Annotated in this window: 14 protein-coding genes; 2 read left to right on the top strand and 12 right to left on the bottom strand. The window is 74.6% G+C overall.

The window, feature by feature from the left end; translation table 11 throughout:
• Positions 1-63 precede the first annotated feature (63 nt).
• From AB0Q99_RS31305 to AB0Q99_RS31345, 9 genes are all read right to left on the bottom strand, one after another.
• Complete coding sequence (locus AB0Q99_RS31305; protein ID WP_363577115.1) at positions 64-1,320, bottom strand: pseudouridine synthase; 1,257 nt, start codon at positions 1,318-1,320, stop codon at positions 64-66.
• Between the two features lie 62 nt (positions 1,321-1,382).
• Positions 1,383-1,976: an SMC-Scp complex subunit ScpB gene (locus tag AB0Q99_RS31310; protein WP_363577154.1), complete on the bottom strand. Its 594-nt coding sequence runs from the start codon at positions 1,974-1,976 to the stop codon at positions 1,383-1,385.
• A gap of 311 nt (positions 1,977-2,287) precedes the next feature.
• Complete coding sequence (locus AB0Q99_RS31315; protein WP_363577117.1) at positions 2,288-3,226, bottom strand: segregation/condensation protein A; 939 nt, start codon at positions 3,224-3,226, stop codon at positions 2,288-2,290.
• Positions 3,227-3,894: 668 nt separating this feature from the next.
• Positions 3,895-4,467 (bottom strand): hypothetical protein, encoded by a 573-nt coding sequence (locus AB0Q99_RS31320; RefSeq protein WP_363577118.1) that lies wholly within the window; start codon positions 4,465-4,467, stop codon positions 3,895-3,897.
• A gap of 41 nt (positions 4,468-4,508) precedes the next feature.
• Entirely contained in the window at positions 4,509-5,675 is a 1,167-nt protein-coding gene (locus tag AB0Q99_RS31325) for a ParA family protein (protein ID WP_363577120.1), read from the bottom strand.
• 326 nt (positions 5,676-6,001) lie between these two features.
• Entirely contained in the window at positions 6,002-7,117 is a 1,116-nt protein-coding gene (ald, locus tag AB0Q99_RS31330; RefSeq protein WP_363577122.1) for an alanine dehydrogenase, read from the bottom strand.
• A 260-nt stretch (positions 7,118-7,377) separates the two neighbouring features.
• Complete coding sequence (locus AB0Q99_RS31335; RefSeq protein WP_363577124.1) at positions 7,378-9,465, bottom strand: tetratricopeptide repeat protein; 2,088 nt, start codon at positions 9,463-9,465, stop codon at positions 7,378-7,380.
• A 373-nt stretch (positions 9,466-9,838) separates the two neighbouring features.
• Positions 9,839-10,486 carry an NUDIX hydrolase gene (locus tag AB0Q99_RS31340; RefSeq protein WP_363577126.1) on the bottom strand — a complete coding sequence of 216 codons (648 nt, stop codon included), beginning with the start codon at positions 10,484-10,486 and terminating at the stop codon, positions 9,839-9,841.
• A 105-nt stretch (positions 10,487-10,591) separates the two neighbouring features.
• Entirely contained in the window at positions 10,592-12,229 is a 1,638-nt protein-coding gene (locus tag AB0Q99_RS31345; protein WP_363577128.1) for a CTP synthase, read from the bottom strand.
• 761 nt (positions 12,230-12,990) lie between these two features.
• Between AB0Q99_RS31345 and AB0Q99_RS31350 the strand changes: the two genes are divergently transcribed.
• Positions 12,991-15,009: a glycoside hydrolase family 15 protein gene (locus AB0Q99_RS31350; RefSeq protein WP_363577130.1), complete on the top strand. Its 2,019-nt coding sequence runs from the start codon at positions 12,991-12,993 to the stop codon at positions 15,007-15,009.
• On the opposite strand, the gene AB0Q99_RS31355 is transcribed toward AB0Q99_RS31350, so the two are convergent.
• The 3 genes from AB0Q99_RS31355 to AB0Q99_RS31365 form a co-directional block, all read right to left on the bottom strand.
• Entirely contained in the window at positions 15,006-16,172 is a 1,167-nt protein-coding gene (locus tag AB0Q99_RS31355) for a glycosyltransferase family 4 protein (RefSeq protein WP_363577132.1), read from the bottom strand. The two genes, AB0Q99_RS31350 and AB0Q99_RS31355, sit on opposite strands and share 4 nt — an antisense overlap.
• 179 nt (positions 16,173-16,351) lie before the next feature.
• Positions 16,352-18,085, bottom strand: coding sequence for a DNA repair protein RecN (gene recN / locus AB0Q99_RS31360; RefSeq protein ID WP_363577155.1), 1,734 nt, complete (start codon positions 18,083-18,085; stop codon positions 16,352-16,354).
• Positions 18,086-18,176: 91 nt separating this feature from the next.
• Positions 18,177-18,719: a hypothetical protein gene (locus AB0Q99_RS31365; RefSeq protein WP_363577157.1), complete on the bottom strand. Its 543-nt coding sequence runs from the start codon at positions 18,717-18,719 to the stop codon at positions 18,177-18,179.
• 338 nt (positions 18,720-19,057) lie between these two features.
• On the opposite strand from AB0Q99_RS31365, the gene AB0Q99_RS31370 reads away from it, so the two are divergent.
• On the top strand, positions 19,058-20,593 hold the full coding sequence (locus AB0Q99_RS31370) for a PLP-dependent aminotransferase family protein (protein ID WP_363577134.1): 1,536 nt from the start codon (positions 19,058-19,060) through the stop codon (positions 20,591-20,593).
• The last annotated feature ends 11 nt before the right edge of the window (positions 20,594-20,604 follow it).

Consider the following 20,604-nt stretch of genomic DNA (forward strand, 5'->3'; position numbering starts at 1 on the left):
CAGAGGGGCCCCCGGCCGCACCACGGCGACCGGGGGCCCCTCCGGGCTGGCGAACGCGACGGCCTACAGGCCGACCTCGCGCATCAGCTGGCCGACCTCCGGGTTGGTCAGGCGGCGCAGCCAGCCCGACTTCTGGTCGCCCAGGGCGATCGGGCCGAAGTGGGTGCGCACCAGCTTCTCGACCGGGAAGCCTGCCTCGGCCAGCATCCGGCGGACGATGTGCTTGCGACCCTCGTGCAGGGTCACCTCGACCAGGTAGTTCTTGCCGACGTTGGAGATCACCTTGAAGCTGTCGGCGCGGGCGTAGCCGTCCTCCAGCTCCACGCCCTGGGCCAGCTGCTTGCCCAGGTCGCGCGGGATCGGGCCCTGGATGGCGGCCAGGTAGGTCTTGGTCACGCCGTAGCGCGGGTGGGTGAGGCGGTGGGCCAGCTCGCCGTGGTTGGTGAGCAGGATGATGCCCTCGGTCTCGGTGTCCAGGCGGCCGACGTGGAACAGCCGGGTCTCCCGGTTGGTCACGTAGTCGCCCAGGCACTGGCGGCCGTCCGGGTCCTCCATGGTGGAGACCACGCCGGCCGGCTTGTTCAGCGCGAAGAACAGGTAGGACTGGGTGGCGACGGTCAGGCCGTCCACCTTGATCTCGTCGTTCTGCGGGTCGACCCGCTTGCCCTGCTCGGTCACGAGCTTGCCGTTGACCTCGACCCGGCCCTGCTCGATCAGCTCCTCGCAGGCGCGGCGGCTGCCGACGCCGGCCCGGGCCAGCACCTTCTGCAGGCGCTCGCCCTCGGGCTCGCCGAACGTCTTGGGCAGCTTGACGGCCGGCTTGTCGTGCCGGGCGAGGACGGCGTCCTCGATCTTGGCCTGCAGCTCGCGCGAGCGCTGCGGCTGGCGGCGCGGGTCGCCCGGGGCGCCCTGGCCCTCACGGCGCGGACGCGGGGCCGGGCCGGGGCGCCGGCCGGTGTAGCCGCCGCGGGCGGGGGTGGCGTTGGGGCCGCCGCCGTACTCGGGGCGGTCGTACTTGCGCTCCTCGGGCCGCAGCGGACGGTCCGGGTACCGGCGGTCGTCGCGCCGGTCGTCACGACGGCTGTCGCGACGGTCGTCCCGCCCGTACGAACCGGAGCCGCCGCGCGAGCCCGAGCCCGAGCCCGAACCGCCACGGCCGCCGCCCCCGTAGGAGCCACCGCCGTACGAACCCCCGCGCGAGCCCGAGCCGCCGCGGCCACTGCCGCTGCCGCCGTAGGAGCCGCCGCCCCGGCCCCCGCCCTGCCCGCCACGACCGCTCCCGCCGCCGCTGCTGTTCCTGCCGTTGCCACTGCTACGCATCAAAGTGTCCGTACGTCGTTCCGTCTGGGATGTGCGGTCGTTTCGGCCGACCTCACCGCCCCCTACCGATCGGGCCCGGCCCGACCGGCCTCGCCACTGCCGTCCGCGGCCTGCGCGGCAGCGGCGGCGACCGCCTCCGCGATCATCGTGCCCTCCAGGGACTCCGCTTCCACGTCGTCGACCTCGGGCAGGAAGGGAGCGAGCTCCGGCAGCTCGTCCAGGCCGCGGAGCCCCATCCGTTCCAGGAAGTAGTTCGTCGTCCGATACAGGATCGCACCTGTTTCGGGCTCGGATCCGGCCTCTTCCACCAGTCCTCGCTGTACCAGGGTACGCATCACGCCGTCACAGTTCACACCGCGGACGGCGGAAACCCGGGATCTGGACACCGGCTGCCGGTAGGCGACCACCGCCAGGGTCTCCAGCGCGGCCTGGGTCAGCCGGGCCTGCCGGCCGTCCAGGAGGAAGCGGTCGACGGCCTCGGAACAGGTCTCCCGGCTGTAGAAGCGCCAGCCGCCGGCCACCGGCCGCAGGTCGAAACCGCGGCCCTGGGCGGTGTACTCGGCGGACAGCTCGCGCAGCGCCGCCGCCACCTCGGCCCGGGGCCGCTCCAGCGTCTCGGCCAGCCGCTCCGCCGTCACCGGCTCGTCGACGACCATCAGGACCGCCTCCAGCTCGGCCCGCAGCCCGGGGCCGGACGCCTGCTCGACGCCGGAAGTCGGCGGGGCCGACTTCTGGTGCACCACCCAGGCCCCCGGGCCCACCGGCTGCTCCTGCCCCTGCCCCTGCCCCTGCCCCTCAGACTCCTCCGGCTCCTCCGGCTCCTCCGGCTCCTCCGGCTCCGCGAAGCCCACCGGCCGCACCGGGTCCGGCAGCAGCGCGAAGACCGGCTCCAGCCACTCCTCGGCCCGGGGCTGCCCCGGCAGCCCCAACGGGCGCCGCACCGGCCGCCCTCCCTCGTTCCCGCCGCTCATCGCCGCTCGTCCTCCTCCGCCTCGCCCGAGGTCCCTCCCACGGCGTCTCCGGTGCCGGATCCCGTGCCGGCTCCCCGGTCCGCTCCCCCGTGTTCTCCCGCCGGCCGGTCGAACTCGTCCGTCACCTCGACCACGCCCCGGCCCTCCTCGGCCACCCAGCGCACCCGCAGCTCGCCGAGCGCGTCCGGCTGGTCGAAGGCGAGCACCTGCTCCCGGTAGAGCTCCAGCAGCGCCAGGAAGCGGGCGACCACGACCAGCGTGTCCGGCGCGTCCGCCACCAGCCGCTGGAACGTCGCCTCGCCCAGCTCGGTGAGCAGCCCGACCACCAGCCCGGCCTGCTCCCGCACGCTGACCGGCGGGGTGTGGATGTGGTCCACGTACACGACCGGCTTCGGCCTGGGCTCCATCGCCTTGGCCGCCAGCTCGGCGAGCCGCTGCGGACCGATGGTGACGACCACCTCCGGCAGCAGCTCCGCATGCCGCGGCTCCAGGCCGACGGTGCGCGGGCGCCGGTTCAGTTCGGCGGCCCAGCGCTCGCCGAACAGCGCCGCCGCACGCTTGTACGCCCGGTACTGCAGCAGCCGCGCGAACAGCAGGTCACGGGCCTCCAGCAGGGCCAGGTCCTCCTCGTCCTCGACCTCCGCCACGGGCAGCAGCCGGGCGGCCTTGAGGTCGAGCAGGGTGGCGGCCACCACCAGGAACTCGGTCGCCGCGTCCAGGTCCCAGTCCGGGCCCATCGCCCGGATGTGCGCCATGAACTCGTCCGTGACCGTGGCCAGAGCCACCTCGGTGACGTCCATCTTGTGCTTGGCGATGAGGCTGAGCAGCAGGTCGAAGGGGCCCTCGAAGTTGTCCAGCCGCACCCGGAACCCGCCCCGGGACCCGTTCTCGGTCGCGCTCGCGGTGGTTTCGGCTGGTTCGGCGGTGCTCGGCATGACGGTCCATCTTCACCCGCCTCCGCGGCCCGCCCCGCCCCGGGCCCCTCGACACGCCGCCCGACGGCCCCGTGCGCGGCCCCGGCCCGGCCCACAGACCCGCGTCCCCGGCCGCACCGGGCCCGACCCGGGCGCGGGCCCCGCAGCCCCGGAAACCGCCCTCCAGCGCCGTCCAGCGCCCTGAAACGCCCTGCGCCGCCCGCCGCTGCCCTCGGCCGAGGCGATCGGGGGACCATGAGCCCGGCTCATGGTCCCCACTCATGGTCCCGGCCCGCAGCACCGACCCATGAGCGCAACTCATGACCGCCGGACATGAGCGCATCTCATGCCCCTCGCCCATGAACGCAACTCATGACGGCCGACATGAGCGTGCCTCATGCCCCTCGCCCATGAACGAGCCTCATGGCCCTCGGCGCCCGGCTTGCAGCCCCCGCCCCGGGGTGACGACCCCACGAGCGCGCCTCATGACCCTCAGTGCCCGACCACACACCGGCTGCACCCGGCCGCCCACCAGCGGCACACCAGCCACTCACCGGCCGCTCACCGGCCGCACGTCCAGCGGCCTCCGGCGCCGGGCCCAAGGCCGCTCGGCGCCCCCCTCGGCGTCCCTGCCGGGTCCGCCCTGCCGCCACCGGGTCGGCTGTACCGCCGGACCCGCCCGCCGCGCCCTACCGCCCGCGCAGGCGCCGAACCAGGATCGAGGCTTCGCCGCGCTGCTCCAGGTCCGCCAGGACGACCGCGATGGCCTCCCGGACGATCCGTCCGCGGTCCACGGCCAGCCCGTGCTCACCACGCAGGACCAGCCGGGCGTGCTCCAGGTCCATGAGCTCCTCGGCGGACACGTACACGGTGATCTTCTCGTCGTGCCGCTCGCGCCCGCTGGGCCGGCGCGGCGCGCGGCCGCGCGGACGCGCACGCCCGGCGGCACCGGCCTGTTCCTCGGCGCCCCCCGCGTGCGCCCGGATCGCCGGAGCGCCCGGCCCGGCCTGGACCCCGCCCGACCGCTGGCCGGGCGGCTGCGCGGACGCCGGCACGGCGCCCGGCGACTGCTGCTCCGGCGCCGGCTGCCGGTCACCCTGCGCGCCCTGGGACCCCTGCGTGCCCTGGTACCCGTGGGGTCCCTGCGGTCCCTGGGCGGACTCGGTACCCTCGGCGCCGTCCGCACCGTTGACGGTCCGCGCGGTCTCCGGTCTGGATGCCTCGGCGGCCGGACGCGGCGCGAGGGAGGGCGACAGCGCCATCCCCCCGGTGGTCCGGAACAGCTCGTCGGCACCCGGGAGACTCACTCGGCGGGGCGGCACCGGTCGAGCACCTCCCTGGCGAGCTGGCGGTAGGCGGCGGCACCGACCGAGTTGGTGGCGTAGGTGGTGATGGGCTCGCCGGCGACGGTGGTCTCCGGGAAGCGCACGGTCCGCCCGATGACGGTGTGGAAGACGTGCTCGCCGAACGCCTCGACGACCCGCGCCAGCACCTCACGGCTGTGCACGGTGCGCGAGTCGTACATGGTCGCGAGGATGCCGTCCAGGCGCAGCTCGGGGTTGAGCCGCTCGCACACCTTCTCGATGGTCTCGGTCAGCAGCGCGACACCGCGCAGCGCGAAGAACTCGCACTCCAGCGGAACGATCACGCTGTGAGCGGCCGTCAGCGCATTGACCGTCAGCAGGCCCAGCGAGGGCTGGCAGTCGATGATGACGTAGTCGTAGTCGGGCAGCAGCGGCTTCAGGGCGCGCGCCAGCGCGGACTCCCGGGCCACCTCGCTGACCAGCTGCACCTCGGCGGCGGAGAGGTCGATGTTGGACGGCAGCAGGTCCATGCCCGGGACCGCGGTCTTCAGCAGCACCTCATCGGCCGTCATTCCACGCTCCATGAGCAGGTTGTAGACGGTGACATCGAGCTCCATCGGGTTGACGCCGAGGCCGACCGAGAGCGCGCCCTGCGGGTCGAAGTCGACGAGCAGCACCCGGCGGCCGTACTCGGCCAGCGCCGCCCCCAGGTTGATGGTCGACGTGGTCTTGCCAACGCCGCCCTTCTGGTTGCACATGGCGATGATCTGGGCGGGGCCGTGCTCGGCGACCGGCGCGGGGATCGGGAAGTACGGCAGCGGACGGCCGGTCGGGCCGACCCGCTCGCGGCGCTGGCGCGCGGCGTCCGGGGCCAGCGTGGCGGCGTACTCCGGGTCCGGCTCGTACTCGGCGTCGGGGTCGTCGTAGGCGCCGTAGGCGAACTCGCTGTAGGCCAGGCCGTAGGCCGCCAAGTCGGCGTCGTGATCGGTCACCGTGGTCACCTGCGCTGTGTTCTGGCGTGCTTCGAAGGTGCGGAGTGCGACCGAGCCGACCTCGGCCGAACCCACGGAGGGCTGCCGGGCCCCGGGCTCCACACTCGGCTGGCCGGCGGTGTGCTCCGCCAGTCCTGGCTGACCACCCCCGGGAGCAATTGTCGACTCATTCACAAGTCGTCTTACCTCCTTGGGCATCCAGGACTCTATGTCGATTCGTCAGCGTGGCAGCATGCCGACGGTTTGCGACTCTAGGCCGTTCAAGGCGTTCGCAGCAACACAATCCACGGTAGTGGGCAGGATGTGTCGACTGTCGGGCGGGCTGCTGTCAAGGGTTCGGCGGGGCGCTGACCCCATCGTTTCTGCGGGCGGGTGACACGCCCGCCGGAAATTGACGACAGAGCGACCAACCCGGTCCACCCGCTGTTCACGGGCACGGCGAAGCCCCCGACCCGAAGGGATCGGGTCGGGGGCGAACGACCGCCGCGCGGTCAGGGGGTTCAGGCGAGCACGCTCTCCAGCGAGACCGACTCCAGGCCGAAGGCCTCGGCCACGGCCGGGAAGGTGATCTGGCCCTCGTGCACGTTCAGGCCCTTGGCGAGCGCCGGGTCGCGGCGCAGCGCCTCCTTCCACCCGCGGTTCGCCAGCTCGATGACGTACGGCAGCGTGGCGTTGGTCAGCGCGTAGGTGGAGGTGTTCGGGACGGCGCCCGGCATGTTGGCCACGCAGTAGAAGACCGAGTCGTGGACCTGGAAGGTCGGGTCGTCGTGCGTGGTCGGGTGCGAGTCCTCGAAGCAGCCGCCCTGGTCGATGGCGATGTCGACGAGCACGGAGCCCGGCTTCATGCGGGAGACCAGCTCGTTGGTGACGAGCTTCGGGGCCTTGGCGCCCGGGATCAGCACGGCGCCGATGACCAGGTCGGCGTCGAGGACGGCCTTCTCCAGCTCGAAGGAGTTGGACATGATGGCCTTGATCTTCGTGCCGAAGATGCGGTCGGCCTCGCGCAGCTTGTTGATGTCGCGGTCGAGCAGGGTCACGTCGTAGCCCATGCCGATGGCGATGGTGGCCGCGTGCCAGCCGGAGACGCCACCGCCGATGACGACGGCCTTGGCCGGGTGGGTGCCGGGCACGCCACCGGGCAGCACGCCGCGGCCGCCGGCCGGACGCATCAGGTGGTACGAGCCGACCTGCGGGGCGAGGCGGCCCGCGACCTCGGACATCGGGGCGAGCAGCGGCAGCGCGCCGTTGGCCTGCTGCACGGTCTCGTACGCGATGGCGGTGGTGCCCGAGGCGATCAGCGCGTCGGTGCCGGCCCGGTCGGCCGCCAGGTGCAGGTACGTGAAGACGGTCTGGCCCTTGCGCAGCCGGTGGTACTCGGAGGCGATGGGCTCCTTGACCTTCAGCAGCAGGTCGGCAGTGGCCCACACCTCGTCGGCGGTGGGGAGGATGGTGGCGCCGGCGGCCACGTACTCCTCGTTGGGGATCGAGGAGCCGAGACCGGCGTTGTCCTCGATGTAGACCTCGTGTCCGTTGCGGACGAGCTCATGCACGCCGGCGGGCGTGATGGCCACGCGGTACTCGTGGTTCTTGACCTCGCGGGGGATGCCGACCTTCACGGCTAAACACGTCCTCTTGCCATGGGGGTCCCGACCGGAGAAGACCGGTGGGTGACGCGCACGTGGGGAAGCCTCCGGGCAGCCCGGGGCGGGGATCGCTGCGCGACTAGGTCCGAGTGTAATGAAGCCCAGTCGGCGTGTCAGCCTTCCAAAGTGAATAATTTTCCCGCACACATTGGCAGGTTCGTAGGCTTCCCCTGCGACTTACCCGCCAAAGACGTCGTAACCAGGCATCTTCGACAATACCTCCGAAAGGCCCATCACCACCCGGCGTCGACCCGTTCCCGCAGGTCCGCGAGGGCCGCCCCGACGGCTTCCCGGGCACGTTCGTCGCCGAGCCTGCGCAGCACCGCGAGGGCCGCCCGGTACTCCCGGTCCGCCTCGTCGAAGCGGCGCTGGGCGGTGTGCGCCTCGGCCACCCGGGCCAGCAGCCGGGCCTCGGCCGCGTGGTCCCCGAGCGACTGCCGCAGACCGAGCGCCCGTCCGTACCAGTCGGCGGCGCGCACCGCGTCGCCGAGCGCCCGGTGGCAACCGGCCGCACCCTCCAGGGCGCGTGCGCAGAGCGGTTCGTCGTCGGCCTTCCGGGCGTGCTCCAGGGCGGCCCGGTAGTGCGCCGCGGCCTGCTCCCAGCGGCCCGCCGCGACCTGCAGGTCGGCCAGGTTGAGCAGCGCCGCCGAGGCCCGGCGCGGCCGGCCGTTGCGCTCGGCGACGGTCAGCACCAGCTCGTGCAGCCGGTAGAGGTCCGCGGGGGCGGCGGCGCCGGTCAACGGCAGTGCCCGCAGCAGCGCGGTGACCAGCCGCCCGGCCGAACCGTCCAGGTCGCCCTGGCCGATCGCGTCGGCCACCGCGCCCAGCAGCAGCTCCCGCTCGCCGAGCAGCCACCCGCGGGCGTGCTCGGCCGAGCGCAGCCGCAGCGCGGCCGGCAGCGGATCGGGGGCGGGGGCGCCCTCGGGGTCGAGCAGCGCGCGGGCCGCCTCGGTGAGCCGGACCAGCCGCTCCAGCAGCCGGGCCCGGGCGAGTTCGGTCTCGGCCGGCCGGTCCTCCTGCTCGCGCAGCCGGACCAGGCGGGGGTAGAGCCGCCCCGGCACCCGGTAGCGCGGGGTGCCGTCGGCGGCCGGCGCCTCCTCGCCGAGCAGTTCCCGCTCGGCGAGCGCGGCCAGGGTGACCGCCGCGTCCGGCACCGGGCAGCCGACCAGGGCGGAGGCGGTGCGCGGGTCGGCGGTCTGCGCCGGGGCCAGGGTGAGGGTGCGCAGCATCCGTGCCTGGGCAGCCGGGAGGCTCCGGTACAGCAGGGTGAACGCGCCGAGCAGCGGGTCGTTGTCGGGGACGGGCACCGGCTCGGCCGGCTCCGGGCCGGGCTTGACCCAGGCCGCCGGATCGCCCGCCGACTCGACGCCGGGAGCGGCCCCGCCCTCCTCCCCCTTGTTCTTGGACGCCTTCTCGGGAGCGTTTCCCGGCGCCTTCCCCGTCCCCTTCTTCAGTGCGTCCTTCGACGTCCTCGGGGTGTCCTTCGACACATCCCTCGCAGCATCCTGCGCGGCACCCTTGGCACCCGGGGCGCCACCCGAAGTGCCCGCCGCCGGGGCCGGCTCCTCCCCGACCACCCGGGTGAGCTCGCGCGCCGCGTCGGTGACCGCGGTCTTCGCGTTCCCGCGCAGCCACCCCGCCATCAGCCGCAGCGCGGCCGGCCGGGCGGCACAGGCCTCCGCCAGGTCGGCCGCGCCGACCGGGTCGCAGGAGACCCGGGTGCCGCCGACCAGGTCGGCCAGGAGTTCGCCGGAGGCCGTCCGGTCCAGCCCGCCGAGGATCACCGGGTCGATGTCCTCGATGCCGGTGAGCGGCCCGGCGGTGGTGGCGAGCACCAGGCAGCCGGGCTCGTCGGCGAGCAGCGGCCAGACCTGCCCGGCGTCCCGCACGTCGTCCAGGACGAGCAGCACCCGCAGTCCCGCGAGTGCCTCGCGCAGCGCGACGCAGCCCGGCTCGTCCCGCCCGTCCTCGACCGCCCCGGGCAGCGGCACGGCCGCTTCCGGGTCGAGCTGCTCCAGCAGCAGCCGGGCGGCCCGGGCGGGCGGCACCCGCCCGCCGTCCGGGGCGGACAGCCGGGCGAACAGCACGCCGTCCGGGTAGTCGGCCGCGGCGGTACGGGCGAAGCGCGCGGCCAGCGTGGTCCGCCCGGAGCCGGGGCGTCCGGCCAGCACCAGGACCGGGCAGCGACCGCTCGCCGGGCGGGCGGCGGCCGCCCGCAGCGCGGCGAGTTCGGCGCGCCGCCCGACGAACAGCGTGGGCCCGGCCGGGAGCCGCTCCAGGCCCGGGACGGCGCCGGCGGGCGCGTCCGGTCCGGGGTCCATCGTCGCCGTCTTCCTCGCCACCCGTGCCACTCCCGACGTCGTGCCCGCTCGGCATCCGGCGCTCGGCATCCGGCGCTCGGCGTCCGGACCGGGCGCCCGGTGCTCAGCGGAGGCGGCCCGGGACGGGCGCCCTGTCTGCGAAGCGTAGTTCGACCGTCCGGCTCATCCGAGGTGACATCCGGTCGTACGAACCGGCAAATCACCCGGGCGAATCAACCGGGCGGTTCGTTCACGCCTCGACGGGCCGGGCCGGAGCCCCGCGCCGCCCACACCTCACAGGGCCGCGGCGGAGCCAGGCGCCGCTCACGCGCCGGAGCCACATGCCGCTCACGCGCCGAAGCACCGCGCCGCCCACGCCCCGGAGCGACGCGGATCAGGACTCGAAGGGCCGGGCCGGCCACGGCGAGTCCGCCGGGCGCAGCGCGTCCAGCCCGCCCGGCCCGGTGAGCGCGGCGTGCACGGCGAGGGTGCCGGTGACCAGGGTCGGGTTGTGCAGCCGCCCGGCCTGGATCAGTCCGATCAGTTCCGGCACCGGCACCCAGGCGACCTCGATCTCCTGTTCCTCCCCCTCCGCCGCGTAGCGCTCGCCCTCGGCCGCCGACAGGTCGGTGGCCAGGAACATCCGCAGCGCCTCGTCGGTGCCGCCCGGGGAGGTGTAGTAGTCGGCGAGGATCCGCCAGCTACCGGCCTCGCAGTGCGCCTCCTCGTACAGCTCGCGCTGCGCGGCGTGCCACGGGTTCTCGCCGGGGACGTCGAGCAGGCCGGCCGGCAGCTCCCAGAGCCGCTGGCGCACGGGGTGGCGGTACTGGCGCAGGACCAGCACGCGCTGCTCGTCGTCCAGGGCGAGCACCGAGACCGAACCGGGGTGCGTCTGGTAGTCACGGCGGGCCCAGCTGCCGTCGGGCATCCGGACCTCTTCGCTGCGCACACCGGTGACCTTGCCCTGGAACGGGGTCCCGGTCGCCCGGACCTCCCACTCCTCGGCCACGTCGGCGATCACCAGGTGGCTCTGCTCGTCCATCGCTCTCCCCTTTTCGTCAGTACGACACAATCTAACGCCGGACGGCGGCCCCGCGGGAATCGCGGGGCCGCCGTCCGGTGAACGGCCGAGGCCGGGAGAGGAAAACTACTCGGAGGCCGCGGTCTTGATCTCGATGGCGGCCTTGACCAGGCCCGCGAACAGCGGGTGCGGGCGGGTCGGGCGGGACTTGAGCTCCGGGTGGGCCTGGGTGGCCACCAGGTAGGGGTGCACGTCCCGCGGGTACTCGACGTACTCCACCAGGTCGCCCTTGGGCGAGAGGCCGGAGAACTGCAGGCCGGTCTTCTCCAGGTCCGCGCGGTAGGCGTTGTTGACCTCGTAGCGGTGGCGGTGGCGCTCCTCGACGTACTGCTCGCCGCCGTAGACCTCGCGGACGATCGAGCCCTCGGCGAGCTTGGCCGGGTACAGGCCCAGGCGCATGGTGCCGCCCAGGTCGCCCTTGCCGTCGACGATGGCCAGCTGCTCGGCCATGGTGGAGACGACCGGGTGCTTGGCGGCGGCGTCGAACTCGGTGGAGTTGGCCTCGGGCAGGCCGGCCAGGTTGCGGGCCGCCTCGATGACCACGCACTGCAGGCCCAGGCACAGGCCCAGCAGCGGGACCTTGTTCTCCCGGGCGAAGGTGATGGCGCCGACCTTGCCGTTGACGCCGCGGTCGCCGAAGCCGCCGGGGATGCAGATCGCGTCCACGTCGCCGAGCTGCTCGCGGGCGCCCTCGGGCGTCTCGCAGTCGTCCGAGGTGACCCACTTGATCTCGACCCGGGCGTTGTTGGCGAAGCCGCCGGCGCGCAGCGCCTCGGTCACCGACAGGTAGGCGTCCGGCAGGTCGATGTACTTGCCGACCAGGGCGACCTTGACGATGTGCTGCGGCTCGTGGACGCGGCGCAGCAGGTCGTCCCAGGTGGTCCAGTCCACGTCGCGGAACGGCAGGTCCAGCCGGCGCACCACGTAGGCGTCCAGGCCCTCGCCGTGCAGCACCTTGGGGATGTCGTAGATCGACTTGGCGTCGATGGCCGCGACCACGGCCTCCTCGTCCACGTCGCACATCAGCGAGATCTTGCGCTTGATCGCCTGCGGGACCTCACGGTCGGCGCGCAGCACGATGGCGTCCGGCTGGATGCCGATGTTGCGCAGCGCGGCGACGGAGTGCTGGGTGGGCTTGGTCTTGAGCTCGCCCGAGGGGCCGATGTACGGCAGCAGGGAGACGTGCACGAAGAACACGTTGTCGCGGCCGACCTCGTGGCGGACCTGGCGGACGGCCTCCAGGAACGGCAGCGACTCGATGTCGCCGACGGTGCCGCCGACCTCGGTGATCACCACGTCGACGTCCTCGGTCGCCATCCGGCGGATCCGGGACTTGATCTCGTTGGTGATGTGCGGGATGACCTGGACGGTGTCGCCCAGGTACTCGCCGCGGCGCTCCTTGGCGATGACGGTCGAGTACACCTGGCCGGTGGTGACGTTCGCCGAGCCGTGCAGGTTGGTGTCCAGGAACCGCTCGTAGTGGCCGATGTCCAGGTCGGTCTCGGCGCCGTCGTCGGTGACGAACACCTCACCGTGCTGGAAGGGGTTCATCGTGCCCGGGTCCACGTTCAGGTACGGGTCGAGCTTCTGCATCGTCACGCGCAGGCCGCGGGCCTTGAGCAGCGCGCCGAGGCTGGAGGCGGTGAGGCCCTTGCCGAGCGAAGAGGCGACACCCCCGGTGACGAAGAGGTGCTTGGTCGTCACGGCTCGGCCGTTCGCTGCCTTGCCGGAATGGGGCTGTGCCAAGAGGGGGCTCCCGTGGGTCGCGTGTCGAAGAAGACGTGGGCGGGAGGCTCGGGGGTCGCCGGGCGACGGAGGCAGGTGCGGTGCACCGCGCTCGGGGGGTCGCCGGTTCGGCTGGTCCGGGGCGTTTGATCCCGCCGGTCCACGGGATACCAGGGTAACAGTGCCCCGGCCGGGACGCCGTTCGGGCCGCGCGCGCGGGACCGGGGGCGCACGCCGGGCGCACCACCGGCGCATCATCCGCCGCAGGTGTCACACCGGTCGCACCACCGGTCGGACCGGGCCAGCCAGGGGTTTCCGTCCGGGTCATGCCGGGCCCTCCGGACAGACCACCCGGAGGTGATCCTTCCGGACCATCCTGCGCCACGCCCTCGCGATGCACGGCATTTCCGCCGAATTGCGGCGCCACACCGGGCGGCGCCCGCGTGCTTCGCCCCTTTCGTCCGTCGTAAGCTGCTCGGACGCATCGCCGACAGCACGAGCACGCGGAGGGCGTGGGAGGGTCAGGACGCTCCCGGTCCCCGATGCGCGACCGGACCTCCCCGCGTTCCAGCTCTCCCCACCCACTCCAGGGGCTCGACCGAGCCCCGCGCGGACACTCCAGCAAGGCCTGCCACCACCCCCCGGCAGACCGGACGTCCCGGGGTGGACCTCCGGCCCCGCAGACCGCTCGCTCCCTCGTCTCGCCGATGCCCTGACCACATTGCGAACTGGAGATCCACGTGGCCGGCCGTATCGAGGACTACGCACTCATCGGGGACATGCAGACCGCTGCCCTGGTCAGCAGGGACGGGGCGGTGGACTGGCTCTGCCTGCCCCGCTTCGACTCGCCGGCCGTGTTCGCCGGTCTGCTCGGCACCGATGAACACGGCTTCTGGCGGATCGGCCCCGCCGAAGCCGTCCGGACCGAGGTCCCCGCCCCCGCCACGGCCCCCACCAGCACGGGCCGGGTCCGCGCCGCCGAGGCCGGGGACCTGCGCGTGCCCCCGCCCACCGCCGCCGCCCCCGCCGTGCCCGCCGACCGCCGCCGCTACCGGGGCGACTCGCTGATCCTCGAACAGGAGTGGGACAGCCAGGGGGGCACCGTCCGGGTGATCGACTTCATGCCGCCGCGCCCGCTGGCCGGCAAGGACGCCGTCCCCCAGGTGATCCGGATCGTCGAGGGCGTGGCCGGCACCGTCCGAATGCGCTCGGCGCTGCGGATGCGCTTCTCCTACGGCCGGATCGTCCCCTGGGTGCACCGCGTCGAGCAGGCCGACGGCGGTCACCGCACCGTCGCCGTCGCCGGACCCGACTCGGTCTGGCTGGACGGCGAGGCCGAGACCTACGGCCGCGACCTCACCACCTACGCCGACTTCACCGTCGCCGCCGGCGAGCGGATCGCCTTCGCCCTCACCTGGCAGGCCTCCCACCTGGACCCGCCCAGGACCCCGGACGCCGAGGTGCTGCTCGACGCCACCGCCGACTTCTGGCACGAGTGGGCCGACCAGTGCACCTACCAGGGCCCCTACCGCGAGGCCGTGGTCCGCTCCCTGATCACCCTCAAGGGCCTCACCTACGCCCCCACCGGCGGCATCGTCGCCGCCCCGACCACCTCGCTGCCCGAGGACATCGGCGGCGAGCGCAACTGGGACTACCGCTACACCTGGCTGCGCGACGCCGCGATCACCCTCTCCTCCCTGCTGCGCACCGGCTACCGCGACGAGGCCAAGGCCTGGCGCGAGTGGCTGCTGCGGGCCGTCGCCGGCGACCCGGAGAACCTGCAGATCATGTACGGCATCGCGGGCGAGCGCGAGCTCACCGAGTCCTCGCTGGACTGGCTGCCCGGCTACGAGGGCTCGCAGCCCGTCCGGGTCGGCAACGGCGCCGCCGGACAGCTCCAACTCGACGTCTACGGCGAGGTGGTGGAGGCCCTGCACCTGGCCCACATGACCGGACTGGTCCGCAACGACCACGCCCACCACCTCCAGCTGCGCCTGATCGAGTACCTGGAGGAGCACTGGCAGGAGCCGGACGAGGGCATCTGGGAGGTGCGCGGCCCGCGCCGGCACTTCGTCCACTCCAAGGTGATGGCCTGGGTCGCCGTCGACCGCACCATCAAGCTGCTGGAGCAGACCCCCGAGGACGCACCCGAGGACACCCCCGCCGACGGCCACCTGGAGCGCTGGCGCGAGCTGCGCGACACCATCCACCGGGACGTCTGCGAGCGCGGCTACGACCCGGAGCGCAACACCTTCACCCAGTACTACGGCGGCCGGGAGCTGGACGCCTCGCTGCTGCTGATCCCCCAGGTCGGCTTCCTGCCTCCGGACGACAAGCGGGTGATCGGCACCATCGAGGCGATCCAGCGCGAACTGTCCACCGAGGACGGCTTCGTGCTGCGCTACCCGACCCACGACGATTCGAGCGGCGACCACGTCGAGAACGTCGACGGCCTGTCCGGCCACGAGGGCGCCTTCCTGGCCTGCTCGTTCTGGCTGGCCGACGACCTCGCCATGATCGGCCGGGTGCAGGAGGCCCGCGACCTGTTCGACCGGCTGCTCTCGCTGCGCAACGACGTCGGCCTGCTCGCCGAGGAGTGGGACCCGCGGCTCAAGCGCCAGGTCGGCAACTTCCCGCAGGCCTTCAGCCACGTCCCGCTGATCGACACCGCGCTGCGGCTGACCGCCTGCGGCGCCGCCTACCTGTCCGCCCAGCCGGACGGCCTGGGCGCCGACCGGGTCGAGCAGGCCACGGTCTAGCCGCGCTGCACCAACTCGTCGTAGGTGCTGAGCACCTGGGCGACGGTGGCGGCCTCGTCCGGCCAGGTCTCGGCCTGCTGCCGGCCGGCCGCCGCCAGCCGCTCGCGGCGGGCCGGGTCGGACAGCAGTCCGCGCACCGCGTCGCCGAGCGCGACCGGGTCGCCGGAGGCCACCAGCACGGCGGCGTCGCCGACCAGTTCGGGGATGCCGCCGACGGCGGTGGAGACCACCGGCACCCCGGCCCGCATCGCCTCCTGCACCACCAGCGAGCGGGCCTCCCAGCGGCTGGAGAGCACCACCACGTCGGCGGCGGCCAGCAGGTCGGGCACGTCGGTGCGGTAGCCGAGCAGGCGCACCGGCAGCTTCTCGGCGGTCACCCGCTCCCGCAGCGCGCCCGCCTCCGGGCCGTCCCCGGCGAGCAGCACCAGCGGCTCCGGGTCCAGCGCGGACAGCTCCCGGGTGGCGTCCAGCAGCAGCCCGAAGGCCTTCTGCGGGACGAGCCGGCCCACCGCCAGCACCAGCGGGCGGTCCGGTCCGCCGCCGAGCAGTTCGGCGCGCGCCCCGGCCCGGCCGAGCCGGCCCTCGGGCATCGGCGGGGCGGCCACCGGCCCCAGCCGGGCGTCGGTGGCACCCAGCTCGCGGGCCCGGGCGACCAGGTCGGAGGAGGCGCCGAGGACCAGGTCGGCGGCGCGCGCGACCCGGCGCTCCATCAGCCGCTGCAGGCGGCGCTCCATGCCGGTGGCCAGCAGCGCGTGGTGCGAGGTCACGACCAGCGGGGTCTCCGGGCGCAGGCCCGGGAAGCGGCCGGCGGTGCGCAGCGCGAGGTCGGAGAGCAGCCCGGCGCGCAGCCCGTGGGCGTGCACCACGTCGGCGCCGGTGAAGGCCCGGCGCAGCTCACCGATCGCGGTGGCGTCGCTGCGGGCGCCCGCGGTGGGGGTGATGTCGACGGTGTGGAACCTGGCACCCGTGCGGGAGAAGCCGAACAGCGCGTCCGTGCCGGCCGGCGCGCAGACCGTGACGATCACCCCGTGCGCGACCAGGCCCTGCGCCAGGGAGCGTACGTGCGCACCGATGCCGCCGGTGCTGGCGGCCAGGACGAGTACCACGTGCAGCTGCCCCGGTTCCGGGGCGGCCGCGGTGGCCCGGGCGGCGGAATGGTCCACGTCGTCTCGCATCCGACTCGATCAGGTTCGCGCGCCGCTTCGCGAGGATTGCCCGCCCGGCGGCGCTCGGGGCTGGGAAGCCAGTGTCCAGCGGCCACCATGCCAGGTCGGCGGCCCTCTTGGACAGTCGGCGCCACCGGGGCGCGTCGCCGACGGTCCGCGGGGGCCGCCGCCGACGGCTACCGGCGGCGCGGGGCCCGGGCGGTGGCCAGCAGCTCCTCGGCGTGGGCGCGGCCCAGCTCGGAGTCCTCCAGGCCGGCCAGCATCCGGGAGAGTTCGCGCACCCGCTCCTCGTCGTTCAGCACCTTGACACCACTGCGGGTCACGGTGCCGTCGTTGGTCTTCTCCACCACCAGGTGCCGATCCGCGAACGCGGCGACCTGCGGGAGGTGGGTGACCACGACGACCTGGGCGGACTCGGCCAGCTTGGCCAGCCGGCGGCCGATCTCGACCGCGGCCTTGCCGCCGACGCCCGCGTCCACCTCGTCGAACAGGTAGGTGGGGACGGGGTCGGCGCCCGCGAAGACCACCTCGACGGCGAGCATCACCCGGGACAGCTCACCGCCGGAGGCGCCCTTGGCGATCGGGCGGGGCTGGGCGCCCGGGTGCGGGGCGAGCAGCACCTCGACCTCGTCCACGCCGTGCGGGCCGTACGCGACGGTGCGGCCGCCGACCTCGATCCCGCCCAGGTCGTCGACCTGGCTGATCGAGAAGGTCACCCGGGCGTGCGGCATGGCCAGTTCGGCGAGTTCGGCGGAGACGGCCCCGGCGAAGCGCCCGGCCGCGGCCTGCCGGGCGGCCGACACCTCGGCGGCGAGCTCGGCCAGTTCGGCGCGCAGCTCGGTCTCGCGGGCGCCGAGCTCGTCGATCCGGTCGTCGTCGCCGTCGAGTTCGGCGAGCCGTGCGGACCCGTCCTCGGCCCAGGCGATCACCTCGGCGAGGGTGTTCTGCTCGCCGCCGTACTTGCGCAGCAGCTGGGCCAGCACGGCCCGGCGGTCCTCGACAGCGGCCAGGCGCACCGGGTCGGCGTCCAGGTCGTCCGCGTAGCCGGCCAGGTCGCCGGCCACGTCGGCGAGCAGGTAGCCGACCTCGTTGAGGCGGTCGGCGAGGGCGGCCAGGCGCTCGTCGTGGTGGCGCACGGCGTCCAGGGCGCGGCGGGACTGCGCGAGCAGGGTGCCCGCGTCCAGGGCCTCCGGGTCGGCCGGGTCGCCGGCCAGCGCGGCGTGCGCGAGGGTCGCGGCGGAGGACAGCGCGTCGGCGTGGCCGAGCCGCTCGGCCTCGGCGGCGAGCTCGGCGTCCTCGCCGGCCACCGGCTCGGCGGCGGCGATCTCGTCCAGGCCGAAGCGCAGCAGGTCGGCCTCCTGGGCGCGCTCGCGGGCCCGGGTGGTCAGTTCCTCCAGGGTCGCGGAGACCTCGCGCAGGGTGCGGTAGGTCTCCCGGTAGCGGGCCAGCGGCTCGGCCACCGCCTCGCCCGCGTACCGGTCCAGCGCGCCGCGCTGGCGGGCCGGGCGCAGCAGGCGCTGCTGGTCGGTCTGGCCGTGCACCGCGATCAGGTCCTCGCCGAGTTCGGCGAGCAGCCCGACCGGCACGGCCCGCCCGCCGACGTGCGCCCGGGAGCGGCCCTCGGCGGAGACGGTCCGGCTGATCAGCAGGGCTCCGTCGTCCAGTTCGGCCCCGGCCTCGACGGCGCGGGCCGCCGCCGGGGAGCCGGCGGGCAGCTCCAGCCGGCCCTCGACGACGGCGCGTCCGGTGCCGTTGCGCACCAGGCCCGGGTCGGCGCGCCCGCCGAGCAGCAGGCCGAGGCTGGTCACCACCATGGTCTTGCCTGCGCCGGTCTCACCGGTCACGGCGGTGAAGCCGGGGGCGAGTTCGACCACCGCGTCGTCGATGACCCCAAGATCCCGTATCCGCATCTCGTCCAACACGGAGACGACCTTACGAGGTTCCGCCCCCGGCGCGCGACGAGCGGCAACGGCGCGCGGCAACTCCGTGCCCCGAAGTTCATCACTTCCGGGGGTTTCGGGCGGCCTCCGGCGCGGTGCACCAGGGCAGGAAGACCTGCACCAGCGGGCCGATGGCCAGCGCGTACGCGACGGTGCCGACCCCGGCGGTACCGCCCAGCAGCAGGCCGACGGCCAGGACGGTCAGTTCGATTCCGGTGCGGATCAGCCGCAGTGAGCCGCCGGTGCGCCGGTGCAGGCCGGTCATCAGGCCGTCGCGCGGGCCCGGGCCGAGGCGGGCTCCGATGTAGAGGCCGCTGGCCAGGCCGTTGAGCACGATCGCGGTGGCCATCACGGCGATCCGGGCGGGCAGCGCCCCGACGCCGCCGACGAACCGCAGCGTGAGGTCCATCGCCGCGCCGATCACCAGCACGTTGGCGACGGTGCCCAGCCCCGGGCGCTGACGCAGCGGTATCCACAGCAGCAGCACCAGGGCGCCGCAGATGGTCACCCAGCTGCCGACCGAGAGGCCGATGCTGCGCTGCAGGCCCTGGTGCAGGACGTCCCAGGGGTCGAGGCCGAGGCCGGAGCGGAGCATCAGGGCCATGCTCGTGCCGTACAGGGCGAGCCCGACGAACAGCTGCGGGATCCGACGGCCCAGGGCGTGGGTGTCGCCGAGGACGCGGACCGCGAGGCCGGTCCGCCCGGCGGCCGGGGCGGGCGCGGTCGGTGCGGGCGAGGCGGTCGCGGTGGCCGCAGTGGCCGCGGTGGCCGTGGTCGGTACGGACGTGGTCGTGGTCGTGGTCGTGGTGGCCATGGTGCTCCTGCGGTGGCGCTGCACCCCCGGGCGGCCCGGGGGTGGCGGCCGGTACGGCCGCCCTGCCATGATGACCAAGCCAAAACGGCCCCTTCCAGGGCCAATCCCGAGCGAGTGGACTGATCGCCATGGCCGACTGGCACTCCACCGTCACCCCGCCCGCGCTGGCCCGGCTGCTCGCCGCCACCCGGCCGCCCGGGCCGGCCCCCGCCCGCCGCCCCGCCTACCGCGCCCTCGCCGGGCAGATCCGGCAGCTGGTCACCGAGGGCAGGCTGCCGGTCGGCGCCCGGCTGCCCGCCGAACGCGAGCTGGCCACCGTCCTGGAGCTGAGCCGCACCACCGTCGCCACCGCGTACGAGACCCTGCGCGGCGACGGCTACCTGCGCAGCCGGCGCGGCGCGGGCAGCTGGACCACCCTGCCCGAGGGCGCCCCGCCGCCCGGCGACGCCCTGCACCCCGTCCCGCCGGACGAGCAGGGCCGCACCCTGGACCTCGGCGTCGCCGCCCTGCCCGCCCCGCAGCCCTGGCTCGGCGCCGCCGCCGCCCGGGCCGTCGAGCAGCTGCCCTACTACGCCTCCGGCCACGGCCACTACCCCACCGGCGTCCCGGTGCTGCGCGAGGCCGTCGCCCGCCGCTACACCGAGCGCGGGCTGCCCACCACGCCCGACCAGGTCCTGATCACCACCGGCGCGATGGGCGGCCTGCACCTGATCCAGCGGGCCCTGGTCGGCCGCGGCGACCGGGTCGCGGTCGAGGCACCCAGCTACGCGCACACCCTGCAGGCGCTGCGCCTCTCCGGCGCGCGCCTGGTCCCGGTGCCGTACGCCTACCGCACCGACCACCGCCCCGGCCCCCAGGACGCGCTCGTGCCCCCGCCGGTCTGGGACCGGGACGAGTGGCAGCGGGTGCTGCGCGGCGCCGCGCCCAAGCTCGCCTACGTGATCCCGGACTTCCACAACCCGACCGGCGCGCTGATCGACGAGGAGCAGCGCCGCGAGCTGCTGGCCGCCGCCCGGGCCGCCGGCAGTATCGTGCTGGTCGACGAGACCACCGCCGAACTCGACTGGGGCGTACCGGAGTCCGAGCCGATGCCGCGCCCGATGGCGGCGCTGGACCGGGCCGCCCAGGTGGTCACCGTCGGCTCGGCCGGCAAGCTGCTCTGGGGCGGCCTGCGGATCGGATGGGTCCGGGCCGCGCCCGCGCTGGTGCGCCGACTGGCCGGCGAACGGGTCTACAGCGACGTCGGCACCCCGGTGCTGGAGCAGCTGATCGCCGCCGAACTGCTCGGCGAGCCGCTGCCCGCCGTACGGGCGCACCAGCTGGACCGGCTGCGCGCCACCGCCCACGCCTTCGCCGCCGCGCTGCCCGCGCGGCTGCCCGGCTGGAGCTTCCCGATGCCGACCGGCGGGCTCGCGCTCTGGGTCTCCACCGACGGCCTGTCCGGCGCGACGCTGGCCGGGGTCGGGGAACGCGACGGGGTGCGGATCGCCTCGGGCAACCGCTTCGGCTCGGACGGCGCGTTCGAGCAGCACATCCGGATACCGCTCACCGTGCCCGCCGCGGCCGTCCCGGCCGCCGTCGAGCGCCTCGCCGCGGTGGCCGCCCGCGCGGCGGCCGGCGGCCGGCTCGGCCCGGGCGACGAGGCCCAGCCGCTGGCGGTCTGACGCCTGCTCAG

The organism is Kitasatospora sp. NPDC086791 (assembly GCF_040685975.1).
Taxonomy (GTDB): Bacteria; Actinomycetota; Actinomycetes; order Streptomycetales; family Streptomycetaceae; genus Kitasatospora.